Below are 14,726 nucleotides of genomic sequence, written 5' to 3' on the forward strand. Positions count from 1 at the left end.
AATGATTTCCTGCTTACAGCGGGGACGGATTTCAGAGGATCCGCACCATAAGCAGTGGCTTAGTTTTGGACAGGTTTTTCAAGAAGCACCATGGGTGGTTCGTACACAGCCGTGACTTCCTTGAGATAATCGTGCGCAGGCTGCTTATCTTCCCTACCCATGAGTTTTGCCCATTCGTGATACTGTGCCGCAACTACATCTGTTTGACCATCAGCAATAATATGCCCCTTTGAGATCCAGATCGTTCGGTTGCAGTTGTTCTCGATTTCCTTGATGGCATGTGAGACTAAGAAGAGGTTACCGGCTCGCTCTAGGAGCTCGTGCATGCGAGCACGAGCTTTGGCTCCAAATGCCGCATCACCAGTTGAAAGTGCCTCATCAATCATGAGGATGTCAGGCCGCACCGCTGTCGAGATTGCGAAGGACAACCGCGCGGACATTCCGGACGAATAAGTCTTCATCGGGCGTTTAATCGCATCTCCGAGTTCGGTCCATTCCGCAATCTCACCTATTTGTGCCTTCGCTCCTGAAGGGCTCATCCCCAATGCTAAACATCCCAAGTAGATGTTGTGTTCACCGGAAAGATCAGGCTGCAATGCAGGTGAGACGCCCATAAGTGTGGGTTGAGAGCGAGTTAGAATGCGGCCTGAGGTCGGCGCCAAGCCGCCAGCAATCATGCTGAGAAGAGTCGATTTTCCCGAACCGTTAAGGCCAATGATGCCAATTGATTCGCCGGGTAACGCAATGAGTGAAGCATCGACAATGGCATCGACTACTGTTTTTCCACGGCTGACACGAGTCATACTGGCGTCTGAGGAGCGCCCCTGGCTAATTACATATCGTTTGGACACGTTGTCGACGACGACGTTGGCTCGCTCCACATAATTAATGTCTGGAACGGATTGCATCCGAGCCGTATTCTCAGACACCTCGCTCGAGTATTCAGGAGTTTCCTGAACGTCTTGGTCGACAGACTGATCCTCAAGGTCCTTTTTGGCTTCGAAGTATTCGCCTGGCGCGGGAGGAAGCTTAGACGAGTCGAACATATTTATCCTCCGCTCTCCAGAAGAAAATGAAGCCAAGCGCAAATGCACCTAAACTCCATGCCAGAAGTTCTCCCCAAGTCGAAAGGCTTGGAGCGGTGCGATAAATCGAGGAATCGCGGACTGCGGTGAGGAAAATATAGCAGGGGTTGGCAGTCATTATTTGGTGAACGGCTGAATGCTCGGCAAATCTGTCGATAGAATACATAACGCCAGATAAGAAGAACAATCCGCGGGTCAAAAGGCCCAGTATTGTCTTCGCTTCCGGGACCTGGGCGGTGAGGCGCGCGGTGATCATCATTAGCCCGCATCCAAAAACGTGGATTAAAAGGAACAACGGAATGACGAAGATCAGGGTCCACGAGGGGCCCGTTCCCCACTGAAAAAGAAACGCCGCTATCAGCGCCACAATGGCGGGCAACACGTTATCGATCAACGAGCGCAATGTGGTCGAGAACGGAATCGAAGCCCTAGGAAACTGAAACGCTCGGATCATCGATCGAGAGGACTGCATGAGGCTAATACCGGAATTCATGAGCCCCGTCATCATCGACATGAAAATGATGCCGATAAACAGGAAGCCAATGAAGTTCTCGATACCCCGTGAAGTCTTCAAAAGCATGCCGAAAAGGAATCCATACAACGCCACATCAAAAAGGGGATTCAAGACAAGCCACAATTGCCAAAGGCGGTAATCACGCGTCGTGCGGAGTGCCTTTGCCCTCGCATCTGCAACGATGAAGAAGCGGCGTGCCCACAGCTGCGAAATATAAGCACGCAGAGTCGGTCGCGTAGCAAGTGGATGCAGACCTTCCGGGTTAACAATCTGCACTCGGCCTTGGTGTTTCGCAACTTGGACGTTGAGCTCTTCGACTCCTCTCTGCGAAGTCTTGGAGCCTCGCCATGTATGCCGTGCCAAATGCATCAGCCCTTCCAGATCAGTTGTTGAAGAATCAGCATCAATACTCGCGGTCTGCAATGTGTAGGCCGAGAATTGCTAACGGGCATTGTACCTAGCCTGCCTGAAAAGTTCGTCGAGAACACTGCGAGCTTGTTCTATGTCACCTGCCGCCGATGAGAATGTAAGCGGAAGCTTCGAGAGTGGCGATTCGTCCACCGTGACACCCCACACTGCTACACCGCTACCGACGTAGTCAGCGTATTTTGAAGGCAAAAAGGGATTAACCGTGAAGGTCGAGCTACTCGTATCAGTATCATTCACTACCAGTGCATCGAAGTGAGTGGCTACGTTGAGAAACGTAAGGTACGGCATGTACCCGTTGATGAGGAGCCGGCTGAACGCTGGATGGTTCCATAATTCGCGGGTAAGTTGCTCAGGCTTTGAGGTAAAGATGTGAAGAAGAAACTCATCAGCATGAGGATGATGTTCGAGTGCGGTAAGGACATCGCCGATTCCTCGGTTCGCGTAGAAGTTTCCGAAGTAGCCGATATTGATGCGTTTTGAGTCAAGCTCGTAGTCCGCTTCCACGAGTTGGTACATCTCTTCCGTGGGCACCGCGTGATGGCGAATTGTCGATTTAGAGCGGACAAAGCTCTGTAGGTCCTTTGGATAACGCTCTAACATCACCCGCTGCTGATTCTCGTTGGTGAAAATGACCTCATCGGCGTACAGCAGTGTGACAAGCTCAGTGAGCTCGAAGTGTGTTGAATACGATATTTCGCGCCAATCGGAACGCTCAACCATTTTCTTCATCTGGTAGGTGGTCGCTCCCCGCGTGAGCACACCTGAGCGGGGCGTACCGTCGACGCCAACACTCAATGGATCTGAGAATTCTGCTTCCCACCGCGTTCCAGGATGTTTGCCTTTGAAAAGAGCGGCAGCAACGTGGGAACCGGACCAGAGGGCGCGCGAGTACATTGAGTCATAACCATCTTGGCTCTTTGCCCGTTTAGCGGCCTTTCGTGCGGCTTGGCGCGCGTAGGAGCAGATTGCGCCCCAATGCGCGAAAGACGGCACAACATCGATTTCTTCGGCATGGACAAGGAACGGATCAACAATTAGCCGCGTCGACTCGTCACGTCCCCGGACGCGCTCCATATCGGCGTAGTAAACGTCCACCAGCTCTGCGTCATTTCTGATGACTTTCGCCGTCACATTGGCTGAGGTATCCGCGTACGGCGGAAAGCAATAGGAGAAAACCAGCCGCTTCGCCTTTTCCCGGCGTAGGCCTTCCCAGTCCAGGCCGGGAACGCCGACAGCCACTGCGGTATCGATAGCGCGTTGGGTATCGTCAGGATGCGCTTTGAGGTAGCTTTTGACGAATCCAAACTGTGCTTCTTCGAGCTTGTGGAGAGCACGGTGCTTCGGGTCAGCTTCATTGATTGTGCGGAGCTGCGCAATGCATTCAAGACGCTGGGTGACGTTAAAGTCGAAGCTTTCGCGCTGGCGCGACACCGAATCAGAACGAAGTGTGCGCACATAGGCAGAGCTCTCCCCTACCTTCGGTGTGCGTAAGAGCAGTCCTGGGATCTCAAGTAAGTGCGCAAAATACGCCACATCCTCGCCTGAACGAAGCAACTCGTCGTAACGGTACTTCTGAGCTATCTCCGTAGGGATGATTTTGCTGGCATTGAAGCCCATAACCCACGGCGCGGAAGCTATCGGAGCAGTAGTACCACGCAATGTCGTAATTCGGGCGTTGAGCGAATTATCCCGGAGAGAGTGACCGTCAATGGTGTCAACGATGGGCAAGAGAGTGACCACCCCGTCATCGGCCTCTTTGAGGCCAGATTCGAGGTAGCGTGGTTGAAGAACGTCATCGTCATCGAGGAACGTGATGAAGCGGCGGCGTGCGGATGCTATGCCGAGGTTACGTGCACGACCGGCCCCCGGGGTAAGACTGCGCAGTATTCGTATGTTCAACTCGGGAAACTGGCTAGTGAGCGCTTGGTCAAATTCGCGAGAAGTGTTTGCTTGTGTTGAAGAAGCTCCGTTGCCATTGAGCACAACGAGGACTTCGACGAGGTCTTTCCTAATGCTCTGCTTTGCAAGCGAAGCAAGAGCAGAATAGAGGTTCATCTCTACAAGATTCGTTCCGTCTGTGCCCACGGCACCAGAGACGAAGGACGGGATGACAACTGAAATACCAGGGAGATAGAAGCTCATCGAATTCTCTCCAGAACCTTATACATCAGGATTACTACTGAACCCGGCAAGTACTTTTTGAAAGGCTTAGCCAGAGGCGTGACTCGCGAAATAAGTAAGCTTCGCAGCGTCACCGTGGTTGCGGCAGTGGCGACCGGCTCTTGAGAAACCATGGAGGGGGTCTCTGCGACGCTAAGCCCTTCGAGCCAATCTGCACTAGAGCGGTCCCCATTCCTCGCCTGGTCTATACGCACTTGAATCCAGCCATCACTGAGATTAACCCCAGTAACGGCAATGTGCTCGCCTGTGTGATCTGCGACGAGCTGGCGAAGTTTCGACGTATCCGTTCGTGGAGCCCAATACTCGATGTGGCGTCCCGCATCCACATAGTTCCTAAGGACTTCCATAGCTACATCCGGTTGAATGTCTATCAGCGCTATTGGAAGAGGATCGACATCTGCGAGTTGCTCCCTAGTGAAGCAGAAAGTTACCGAGCCTGCAGCCGGGGGCAAAACGTGGGGCATTTCAGAGGACTCCAACAACACGGCGTAGTCAGAATCCACAGGAGGAAAACTCTCAAGAGAGGAAATACGCACTGGTGATCCTTCTTCCCCGCTATGCCTTGGTTTGTTGTCTGGTGACGGTGGTAACGATTCCTAGAAAGGATTCGGGTACAACCTCATCACGCTGGGTGGCGACCCACTCGCGCCCGGACGGGGAAACGGTGAGCTTCGAGCGGTCGTCGATAAGCGTTGTCCATGCCTCCGCAAGCGCCTCGGGATTCTCTGGTGGCACCACGATTCCTGCACCGAGATCCTCAACGATTCGGGCCGCTTCCCCCTGCACCACTGCAGTGGTGTGGACACCTAAAGACATCAACTCATAGGTTTTTGACGGCACAGTGCGGTTGAGTGGCTCCCAATCTGTCAGGTGGATTAGAGCGGTATCCGCCCATTCGTAAATAGCCTGCAGCTCGTCAGCGGGCACTCGATGCTCGATAGTCCCGTTAATGCCGAGAGCTTCCATCGTCGCTTTTGTCGCATGCCACGTGGCGCCGTCGCCGACGATGCGCAGATTGATAGCGTAACCGCGGTCTTGCGCGATCTTCACGGCCTTCACCGCATTGTCGATTTTCTGCGCGCGACCCACTGTTCCGGCGTACAGGACATTAAGCTCTGAAGAGGAACGCTGCGACTTGTCACTAGCGATGAATTCGGTCTTGGGGGGAAATACATTGCGCACCGTCCGGATGCGGCGAGCACCCGCCGCTCCCCTACTGGCATCGTCTTGTTCCATGTGCTCGGTGAGATCCTGTGAGGTCGTCATGATGCCATCAGCGTGGTGAAGGGCGTGGTTCATGGCACGCTCGGTCAGTGCCGTGAGCAGTTGGAAGGGCCCCTTGGTCAGGATAATCTCACGAATAGAGCGTTTGCCCGTCCCTGAATTCCAGTCACCTTTTTCTTTCAGCAGCTCCGGCCACGCATCACGGAGATCGATGATGTAGGGCGTGTGCAGAATCTTGGCAACGAACTGGGTAACGACAGCTGTGGGAAGAGCCGGGACGGTGCCAATAACCAGGTCTGGATTGAAATTCTTGAGCTGCTTGCGCTTGGTCACTTGCATAAACAACATCGAGGCAGCAACTGAGGCTTGGTTGAGGATGCGGTGCGTCAACGAGGGACCAGCTGGAAAGAAACCTGATCGCAGAATCTTCTCGCCGGAGTTTCCGGTTTCTAGATCGTTCGCGCCGAGGATGTTCTTCCGCGAGAACCACTGCTTAAGCCCGAGGCGGCGCTGATAATGCGGTGGTGGCGCGATGACGAGGACTTCATGCCCGGCCTGGACAAGGATTTTAGCCAACCACGACCAGCGGCGCTGCGGAACTCCATTCTCGGGAGCCCAGTATTGAGAGAGAACGAGAATCCTCACGCTTCGTGCTGCCTCCTGGCTTTCAAATGATGGTGAGTGGCTAGTCTAACCGCTTAATTTAGCGCCAAATGCCCTTGGTATCGATGATTGTCTTGCCGCCGAGCAGAGATTGATCAAGCTCGACGAACTGTCGGTGGTTGACCAGAAGGAGGACGACGTCGGCTGCTGCAATGGCTTCCTCCATGTCCTGCTTTGTAAGGTTTGAAAGGTTGCTCAGCACCGATGGCAATGCCTCCACGTTGGGCTCGACAACGCGGATATCTAGCTGCGGGTTATCAACGCCGAGGCGTTTGACGATTTCGAGGGACGGCGATTCACGCAGGTCATCGATATCGTTCTTGAAGGCGATACCGAGGGCCGCAACAACGGGATTATCCTTGCCTTCAAGGGCCTTGAGAACCTGGTCGATGACCCACTGCGGCTTGCCATCATTGACGTTGCGCGCCGTTTGGATGAGCTTTGCTTCTTCGGGTGCAGCGGAGACGATGAACCACGGGTCCACGGCGATGCAGTGTCCGCCCACGCCCGGCCCCGGCTGCAGGATGTTGACGCGGGGGTGGTGGTTCGCCAGCTCGATAAGCTCCCAGACATCGATTCCGAGACGGTCACAGATGAGGGAAAGCTCGTTAGCAAAGGCGATATTGACATCGCGGAAGGAGTTTTCCGTGAGCTTCGCCATCTCAGCGGTCGTGGCATTCGTGAGAAGAAGGTCCGCGGTGCAGAAGGTGGCGTAGAGGTCTCGGGCAAGCTGGGCTCCCCTCGGGGTCAGGCCGCCAATGACGCGGTCATTGTTCTCCATCTCCTCCATGATCTTTCCGGGAAGAACGCGCTCCGGGCAGTGGGCGACAAAGATGGCGTTCTCATCCTCGTCATTGAGGGACAGGTCAGGGCGCAACTCAATGAGATGCTTAGCCATATCCTCCGTGGTTCCAGGAGGTGAGGTGGACTCGAGCACTACAAGTGCACCGGGTTTCAGGTAAGGAGCAAGCGCTTCGGATGCCGCACGAATGTACTTGATGTCTACGCTGTGGTCCTCACGAAATGGAGTGGGGACGCAGACAATGTAGGCATCGGCATCGATCTGTTCCGTCTGGGCCGATAGCGTTCCATCCTCGACGACTCTTGCAAGCAGCTCCCCGAAGCCTGGTTCGAAGAAAGGCACCGTGCCGGCGTTAATGCTGTCCACGGCATCCTGATTCACATCGATGCCGACTACGGGGATTCCCTTGGAAGCTATGAACGCCGCGGTAGGAAGGCCGATGTAGCCAAGACCAACGACGCTGACCTTGCCAAAGGCACGGGAATCGGTTTTGTTCGGAACCATGTCCGCCTTTCTATTAATTCGCTGCCAATTACGGTAGCACGGTGACGGTTACCGGCTTGCGGTCGAATGGGCCGATGTCGGTGTTTTGTCTCAGCCCATATTTCATTCCTGCGTCCCTGCGTGAGCGTTTCCCAGGTGTGCTGCGTGTGCGACTACAGTAGGCGGCTATGGCACTGAGGAGAAACTACGCGCGCTACGGCGCTTCAACGACTTTTTTCGGCTCTGTCGAGGAGTTTCTCAGCTCACCCGTGCCCGAAAGCTCTTCCGAGGAAGCTGAGGTCATTTCGATTCGATACGGCGCTGCATTCATGGATGTGCTCGTTGAGGATCGCGGCGCCGATACCACGATCGTGTTGTTTCACGCGGCCATCGACCCGACTAAGACCACTCTCCCTGTCTTCATTGGGAGGCAGATGGTTGAAGGCGTTGATGCGAACGTGGTGTACATCTCCGATCCATCGCTCGACCGAGGCGCAAGCATTGGGTGGTTCACGGGTGATGAGACGCGCCCATTTCAGGAAGACCTCACTTCCTGCCTGACTCATATCTTCGCTAGCTTTCACCCTGATGTTCCTATCGAAGCCCTAGGGAAGAAGGCTATCTTTTTTGGGGCATCAGCCGGTGGCTTTGCCGCGCTGTATTTCTCGCGCCGCTTTCCCGGTTCATTGGCTGTGGGCTCAAACCCCCAGACCCATATTGGACGCTACCTCGAGCCGCAGGTAAAGGCCTACCGCAAGAAGTGTTGGAGCAGCCGGAAGCTGTCTGAGACCACCATGACCTTCGACCTAGTTACTGAATACGGTAAGGGTTTCGAGAACTACGTGGCTTACCTTCAGAACGAAGATGACGAACTGCACTACACCGAGCATTATCTGCCGTGGTCCCAGGCAGTGGCTGAGCGTCCACAGCAGTGGAGGCTTCTTCTTGGGGATTGGGGCGAAGGTCACGCCCCCGCCCCACAGATGCTTCTCACTGGCATTCTCGGCTACGCAGCATCACTAGCTGGCGATTGGGAGCAGCTTTTCGAGGACGAGATGTTTGCCAGGTCAGACTAGGGCCGCCCCTAGTTGCGCATCTTCTTATTTAGCTGGTCCAAGCGCGCGATCACTTTGTTAGCACGGTCCTCCCCGAGAACGCTGCGCACGTTCGCCACGATGCTGGTCCGGTTCTGATAAACGCTGTCGATGGCTTGGTCAACTAGCCCACGCACGCCTTGGCTTCGCGCTGAATTCCAGTTCTCCTGGCTGACGAAGCGCGCCTTCCCGCCTTGCTGTTGCACGATTATTTTTGCGACCCGAACTCCCTCGGCTCGCTCGCTTTGTGCCAGAATCCGGAAGCCACGAAGGACGTAGCCGTGCTCTAAATGAAGGCTCACCAAGGTCCGAAAAGTTCCGCTCTCCGTGGGAACGTACGCGAAGTGCCCGATACTCGGGTTATTGGAGGCAGCAAAGCCCTCGACTGTTTTGTAAGAGGGGACGCGTCGCCCACGGGAATCCTCAATCCACAAGCTCACAAGGAGCTCATTATCGAGCTCATCATTCGACTCCCCATGGATGATAAAGCTGACATCTCCGCTGGCGGGCTGAAGAAGGTAGTGCTGGCCGCTGCCAACGGTGTCATCAATATTTAGCGGTGTGCTTGTGCTCTGCATCTGCTTGGCCACCGTGGGAAAGCCCGCCTCAAGGGCAGCGACATCTGTAAATGGGGGGAACGCAGCCATGTTCTCCATGAGGCGCGCCATGACCACGCCCGGATCATGGCGCATAGCGTTGTCCTGGCCCGCGTGGATCGCGCGCAAGTAGCCTACCTGGGAGGCGTCCAAAATCACTGGCGCATATCGGTCTGATTTATCGTGCGGCCCGCTTTGGGGTTCCACGACGGTGCCGTCTTCCTTCACAGCGCAGATGGACATGAGACCCATCGAGTTCATAGGTGTGTGGGCTTCACGCAGGTGGAAGAACTGACCATCTACATAGACCGCTTCAATGCCGAGCGGCATGCTGACGAGCATGCCTTCAAACTCCGGCTTGATATAGGGCGCGGTGGTCTGGAAATAATGAGCGGACAAGACATCATCATCGTCTAGGCGGTAGCGACCGAACGTGCCCTTAAACCCAATTTCCTGGACGTAGCGACGCACCGCCGTCCATCCACTATCACCATCAGGAAGCTCATCGAGGTGCACTATGTCGAAGCTGTCCGCTGCCTGCTGCAGCTGCGCCTTGAATTTCTGCGGTAAGGACTCAGAGAAGGAGACAACGTGCTTCACATCGAAGCCTTCGGCGGCTTTCGCAAGTGTTGGCACGGTGTGGTTGAGAAAAATGTCCGTGCGTAGCGACAGGCGTGCATCGTCGTAGAGGTAATCGCGGTACTCGTCTTCCGAGAACCCGGACTCCTCGTTGCTCGCACGCCACGACGCCGAATCGGGAACGAAGAGACTAAAGCGAGTGTGTCCAACGAACATGAAGAAACCTCTACCTCTTCCCTGCGAGTGATATCTGACGGACAGTCTAGCTTTGCTTGGGTGAAGACTTGAAAGATGCCACATTGGACCGCTTAAAAAAGCGGGTTGCGCTGGCGATTTGTATTGAACACGGCAGACCTTATATAGTTACATCTCGTTGCAGCGAGCAAGCCTTTGTTCAAGCAACCCACACATATTCCTCCATAGCTCAGTTGGCAGAGCATTCGACTGTTAATCGAAGGGTCACTGGTTCGAGCCCAGTTGGAGGAGCACATAAATCACCCCCACTGACCTGCTTTTATGCTAACTGGTGGGGGTGCTCTCGTTTTCAAATGTCCCCCGGTTGGCCCCAACGGCCTCGCAAACCCGTGCTTGCCCTCCAAGCTTCCACTAAGCTGTACCCATCACAACGAAGTGCCCCATCCACAACGTAACAAGCTTTCAAGCAGCAGAAACCTAAGAGGGACAATGACGACAGTACGAGTGACCATTGAGCCGGCTGTGCTCGATTGGGCAATTGAACGGACGGGTCTGAGTCTCGACGAGCTGATGAAGGATTTTCCGCGGATCAGGGAATGGGTTGAAAATACTTCGCAGCCAACCCTGAATCAGGCGCAGGACCTCGCCAAGAAAGCTAAGATTCCTTTCGGCCGTCTTCTCCTGCAAACCCCGAGCGAGCCTAGAATTTCCGTTCCGGATTTTCGGACAGTTCGAAACCTCTCTCTTGAGACTTTCAGCCCGAACCTTGAGGAAACCTTGGCTGCTTCGGAATCCCGCCTTGATTGGTACGCCGATTTTGCCGAGGAAGAGGGCGTTGATGGCCCTTCTTTCCTCGGATGCGCTGATACTAATAAAAACCCAGAAGCTATAGCCGATCGAACAAGAGAAGTACTAGGACTTGCGGCAGACACTTTTTTGCAAGGCCCTGACAAAGTGAAAACCCTCTGTGCGACTCTTGAGAACTCAGGTATTTTGGTGTCTCGCAACTCAATTGCCGAAAGCAACACCACCCGTCCGCTGAGCATCGATGAGTTTCGTGGGTTCACGCTTATCCAAGCATCCTATGCTCTGATATTTATCAACACCCGTGACAGTAAGACCGCCCAGCTTTTCAGCCTTTCGCACGAACTAGGACACGTGGTTCTAGGCCAGCCGGGAATCTCAGATCACGGGGAAAGCCGCGATATTGAGCGTTGGTGTAATCGCTTTGCCGCAAGTTTCCTTGCCCCAGCTCAGGTCGTCTTGAGCACGGTTTCGCCAAGTGATTCCTCATTCGAAAGCGTCAAAACTCTTTCCCGCAAGTCAGGGATGAGCCAAGAAGCCGCCCTGTGGAGACTGGTGCACCTCAACGTCATTGATAGGAGTGAGGCTTCCACACTCCTTCCTCTCGTTTCATCACAACCGGTCCAAGCCACGGATTCCTCGTCAAATAAAGGCGGCCCGGCGCGGCACCGTGTGGTAAAAGCTCGCGTGGGAAATCGATTCTTCGATGCCGTAACCTACGCGGCTGTTGCAGGGAAAATTCCGCAGAAAGAAGCTGCTCAACTCCTTGGAGCTGCAACTGCTGACAGCCTAAGCAAACTTATTGCGCACTCCCCCTCTGCTGAATGGAGGGCCAGTTAGCGTGTATTTAATCGACACGAACTTTATCGGGACAGTGGCATCTGTCTATCCACGCGATGTGTTTCCCTCTTTGTGGGTTCAGCTTGAAGAACCGATTTTCAGGGGTGATTCCTATTTCCACAAGACCGTCGATAAGGAAATGAAAGAGTGGAAGGATCCAACTCTCGGTTGGTATCTGAAACACATAGATCCGCAATACATCGTGAGCACTGATGCCAATGAGCTTGCGCTATATACGGATGTGGTCCGCTGGGTCGCGGACGAACGTCAACCACGCTACAAGGACAGAGCTGTCAACGTGTTCATGGACGCAGCGGATTCGTGGCTGATAGCTTCCGCTCTCAGGCACGACGCAACGATTGTGACTAATGAGGTGCGCGCAGCCCCTGATTCACGGAAACACGTCAAGATCCCTGATGTGGCCGATCATTTTGGGGTGCGCTGCATCGACCTTCTTGCTTTTCTAAGAGAAATGGGAATCAGCATTTAGCTGATTCCTACCGCTTCACCACGTGCACATCTACACCACCAAACAAGCTGAAGCAGTTGACGACTACCTCAGGGGCGCTGGCAGGCAGGTCTGCGGGGTCAATGGCGCCGCCTTCGACCTTGATGTCGTGGCCGCCAAAGAGGCCGACGCCGTTGACACGAACGCGGAATCCTTCTGGGACCCACACATCGACGCCGCCGAATACCCCGACCGCTTGGATTGTCGTGACGTGTTCTTTGAGGGAGGCGCCGCGAAGATCTACATCGGTGCCGCCGAAGATTCCCATCGTGGTGTGATGAGCGGCGATGGGAATGCCGCGCACAGTGCTGCCGCCAAAGATGCCAAGGGAAAGCCCCTGCGCCCCCCTGTGCAGAGGGTTCAATTTGGGCTAGGGCCCGGTCAACAGCGGTTGATGTTTCACCGTTGGTGGTCTTGACATCTTTTGGCCGTTGACGCGCTACCTGGTGGCTGCCGAACAGGACTTGTTCTGGGGCCTCGATAAGGTCGGCGACAAGGTCAACCAACTCGCCGCGTGTCGTAGCATCGGCGCAGCGAGTGGAGCGCTCCTCGAATTCGGTGACGCTGAGCTGGCCTACCGACATCGCATCCGCCAACACCTGTGAAGCGGTGGTGCGCTCAGAGTTCGTGCATTTGATGTCTCGTGATTCCATGTCTTGATTTTACGTGGAAGCACGTATTTAAGCGCGGCGAAAAGTGCTGAGCACTTCGCCGCGCTTATTCGTTGGTTCCTGGGTTTTTAGGACTCGATCTCGGGCGCGAAATCGGGCAGGCGCTCCCCTACTCCAAGGAGCTCAGCAATAGCTGCCACAGCGCGCTCAGCGGCCTTGCCGTCACCATAGGGATTGACGGCGTTAGCCATTGCCTCGTAGGCGGCGGCGTCATCGAGAAGCAGCTTGGCTTCGGCCACAATGAGGCTACGGTTGGTGCCCACAAGCTTCACAGTGCCGGCCACAACGGCTTCGGGGCGTTCAGTGTTCTGGCGCATGACCAAGACCGGCTTGCCCAGAGCCGGGGCTTCTTCCTGAACTCCACCGGAGTCGGTGAGGATGATCGTCGCGCAGTCCAGAAGCTTGGTGAACTGGTCATAAGGCAGCGGATCCGTGATGATGACGTTAGGCAGGGACTCAACCTCCGGCAGCACGGCGCCACGAACCTTCGGGTTGAGGTGCAGGGGTAGAACAAAGTTGATGTCTGGGTAGGCCTCTGCCAAATCTTTCACCGCTCCGCCGATTTCCTTCATGGCTTCAAGGTTTTCGCGGCGGTGGGTGGTGACCACAACAAGGCGTTTGGCTGACTGCGCGGCTTCCTGGACGGCGGGGTCTTCGAACTCGGTATCCCAGCTTGCAGCCTCCAGCAAGGCGTCGATGACGGTGTTGCCGGTGACCGCGATGTCTTTGGAGCGCACGTTCTCGCGGCGCAGGTTCTCCATCGAGCCCGCCGTCGGCGCTAGGTGCAGTTCCGTGACCTGGCCGATGAGCTTACGGTTGGCCTCTTCCGGGAACGGCGAGTGGATGTCGCCGGTGCGCAGGCCTGCTTCTAGGTGGACGATTTTCACCCCACGATGGAACCCCGCCAGTGCTGCGGCCATAGCCGTTGAAGTATCCCCCTGGGAAATAATGACATCGGGCTGTTCGGCGTCGATAATCTCATCCAGCCCCATGAGCGCGCGGGAGACAATCTCATTGAGGCCTTGCCCCGGCTTCATCAGGTGCAGGTCCAGTTTCGGTTTGATGCCAAACATAGTGTTGACCTGCTCCAGCATTTCGCGGTGCTGGCCGGTAGAAACGGCAATGGATTCGAAGCGCTCGTCCTTCTCCAAGGCTGTGATGATGGGAGCAACCTTGATTGCCTCCGGACGGGTTCCGTAGACAGTCATGATTTTGGGTAGGGGCATTGCTCTCCTTGGAATAAGAGAAGTAAAGACACGTCAATTCTTCCACATGAAGGGAACTGACTGAATCCCATTCTCTGAGGCGTAGGGACGGAAGGGGAATTTTCTTCCACGACCTAGTTCAAAACTACATGCACATTATCATCTTGCCCGACACCCTTTTGTGCACGTAGTAATCTCGAACCCCCGAGAGATAGTAGATAGCTTCGCGCTGCTAGTTTCCGCTAGTCCTCGCTCACGGTGACTTCCCGTGGCTCTTCAAAAGCAGCCACGCGCGGCTCAGCTGCCGTCACGCTGGCTGTTAATAGCGCTGACATCGCCACGGCTGCCGAGACCGCGTGCGTACGCTTCGAACTCTCCACAGAACTTAAGTTAACCGAAGCGAATGGTCTTTGGGAAGAGTTCGCACCATATCTATTCGCCCTACGGCCTCACTGCCACCCACACCGGTGGGCTTGGGCAGGTAGGCTGATCGTAAGAATTGCACGTTGCCCGTACGTTGTACGCAAACGCTGGCCAGTGCGCCGGCTTGAAGTAAGGGGATGACTAGTTTCCAATGATCCAATTTGTTGTGGGTGCTGCCGCCGGATATGTCTTTGGAACCAAGGCTGGGCGCAAGCGCTACCACCAAATTAAGGGCGCTTATGAAAAGGCGGTGACCTCCCCCGCCACCAAGGCCGCGGTGCGCTCAGCGCGCAAGGCCGTGGCCAATCGCTTGGATCCGGAGCCACGCATGCGCGAGCTCAAGGACTACAACAAGGGGCGCCGCGGCAAGCGCGGCGCCGCGGATGGAGTGCAGCCGGATCGGATCTACGAGCCGGACGAGGATTAACGC

At 55.2% G+C, this 14,726-nt stretch carries 14 protein-coding genes, 1 tRNA gene and 1 pseudogene; 5 read left to right on the forward strand and 11 right to left on the reverse strand.

Features of this window, described 5'->3' with window-relative positions:
- Positions 1–59: 59 nt before the first annotated feature.
- The 6 genes from HMPREF2565_RS05250 to wecC all read right to left on the reverse strand — a co-directional run bounded on the left by HMPREF2565_RS05250 (position 60) and on the right by wecC (position 7,402).
- Complete coding sequence (locus HMPREF2565_RS05250; RefSeq protein ID WP_141745886.1) at positions 60–1,046, reverse strand: ABC transporter ATP-binding protein; 987 nt, start codon at positions 1,044–1,046, stop codon at positions 60–62.
- Positions 1,030–1,875, reverse strand: a complete 846-nt coding sequence (locus HMPREF2565_RS05255; protein ID WP_071407005.1) for an ABC transporter permease — start codon at positions 1,873–1,875, stop codon at positions 1,030–1,032. Before HMPREF2565_RS05255 ends, HMPREF2565_RS05250 begins: the two co-directional genes overlap by 17 nt.
- A gap of 165 nt (positions 1,876–2,040) precedes the next feature.
- A complete protein-coding gene (locus HMPREF2565_RS05260; RefSeq protein WP_071406964.1) occupies positions 2,041–4,170 on the reverse strand; it encodes a glycosyltransferase in 2,130 nt (709 codons plus the stop codon).
- Positions 4,167–4,745: a hypothetical protein gene (locus tag HMPREF2565_RS05265; RefSeq protein ID WP_071406965.1), complete on the reverse strand. Its 579-nt coding sequence runs from the start codon at positions 4,743–4,745 to the stop codon at positions 4,167–4,169. Before HMPREF2565_RS05265 ends, HMPREF2565_RS05260 begins: the two co-directional genes overlap by 4 nt.
- Before the next feature lie 19 nt (positions 4,746–4,764).
- Positions 4,765–6,078 (reverse strand): glycosyltransferase family 4 protein, encoded by a 1,314-nt coding sequence (locus HMPREF2565_RS05270; protein ID WP_071406966.1) that lies wholly within the window; start codon positions 6,076–6,078, stop codon positions 4,765–4,767.
- Positions 6,079–6,136: 58 nt separating this feature from the next.
- Positions 6,137–7,402 (reverse strand): UDP-N-acetyl-D-mannosamine dehydrogenase, encoded by a 1,266-nt coding sequence (gene wecC, locus HMPREF2565_RS05275; RefSeq protein ID WP_071406967.1) that lies wholly within the window; start codon positions 7,400–7,402, stop codon positions 6,137–6,139.
- Positions 7,403–7,569: 167 nt separating this feature from the next.
- Between wecC and HMPREF2565_RS05280 the strand changes: the two genes are divergently transcribed.
- Positions 7,570–8,457, forward strand: coding sequence for a hypothetical protein (locus HMPREF2565_RS05280; protein ID WP_071406968.1), 888 nt, complete (start codon positions 7,570–7,572; stop codon positions 8,455–8,457).
- Between the two features lie 8 nt (positions 8,458–8,465).
- Here the strand turns inward: HMPREF2565_RS05280 and HMPREF2565_RS05285 are convergent, their stop codons facing one another.
- Positions 8,466–9,866, reverse strand: a complete 1,401-nt coding sequence (locus HMPREF2565_RS05285; protein ID WP_071406969.1) for a glycosyltransferase — start codon at positions 9,864–9,866, stop codon at positions 8,466–8,468.
- 197 nt (positions 9,867–10,063) lie between these two features.
- Between HMPREF2565_RS05285 and HMPREF2565_RS05290 the strand changes: the two genes are divergently transcribed.
- The 3 genes from HMPREF2565_RS05290 (at position 10,064) to HMPREF2565_RS05300 (ending at position 11,979) form a co-directional block, all read left to right on the forward strand.
- Positions 10,064–10,136 (forward strand) — tRNA-Asn (locus tag HMPREF2565_RS05290).
- A gap of 213 nt (positions 10,137–10,349) precedes the next feature.
- A complete protein-coding gene (locus tag HMPREF2565_RS05295; protein ID WP_246819117.1) occupies positions 10,350–11,489 on the forward strand; it encodes an ImmA/IrrE family metallo-endopeptidase in 1,140 nt (379 codons plus the stop codon).
- 1 nt (position 11,490) lies between these two features.
- Entirely contained in the window at positions 11,491–11,979 is a 489-nt protein-coding gene (locus HMPREF2565_RS05300) for a DUF4411 family protein (RefSeq protein WP_071406971.1), read from the forward strand.
- Between the two features lie 7 nt (positions 11,980–11,986).
- Here the strand turns inward: HMPREF2565_RS05300 and HMPREF2565_RS14195 are convergent, their stop codons facing one another.
- The 4 genes and pseudogenes from HMPREF2565_RS14195 to HMPREF2565_RS13915 form a co-directional block, all read right to left on the reverse strand.
- Entirely contained in the window at positions 11,987–12,301 is a 315-nt protein-coding gene (locus tag HMPREF2565_RS14195) for a LiaF domain-containing protein (protein WP_246819118.1), read from the reverse strand.
- 238 nt (positions 12,302–12,539) lie between these two features.
- Positions 12,540–12,650, reverse strand: a pseudogene (locus tag HMPREF2565_RS14395) (DUF1707 domain-containing protein); the annotation flags it as partial.
- An 86-nt stretch (positions 12,651–12,736) separates the two neighbouring features.
- Positions 12,737–13,894 carry a non-hydrolyzing UDP-N-acetylglucosamine 2-epimerase gene (gene wecB, locus HMPREF2565_RS05310; RefSeq protein WP_071406972.1) on the reverse strand — a complete coding sequence of 386 codons (1,158 nt, stop codon included), beginning with the start codon at positions 13,892–13,894 and terminating at the stop codon, positions 12,737–12,739.
- A gap of 221 nt (positions 13,895–14,115) precedes the next feature.
- Positions 14,116–14,253, reverse strand: coding sequence for a hypothetical protein (locus HMPREF2565_RS13915; protein WP_168162656.1), 138 nt, complete (start codon positions 14,251–14,253; stop codon positions 14,116–14,118).
- Between the two features lie 194 nt (positions 14,254–14,447).
- Here HMPREF2565_RS13915 and HMPREF2565_RS05315 point away from each other — a divergent pair, with 194 nt between their 5' ends.
- Positions 14,448–14,723: a hypothetical protein gene (locus HMPREF2565_RS05315; protein WP_071406973.1), complete on the forward strand. Its 276-nt coding sequence runs from the start codon at positions 14,448–14,450 to the stop codon at positions 14,721–14,723.
- Positions 14,724–14,726 lie beyond the last annotated feature (3 nt).

Origin of the sequence: Corynebacterium sp. HMSC072A04 (genome assembly GCF_001809235.1) — a bacterium.
Classification (GTDB): Bacteria; Actinomycetota; Actinomycetes; order Mycobacteriales; family Mycobacteriaceae; genus Corynebacterium; species Corynebacterium hiratae.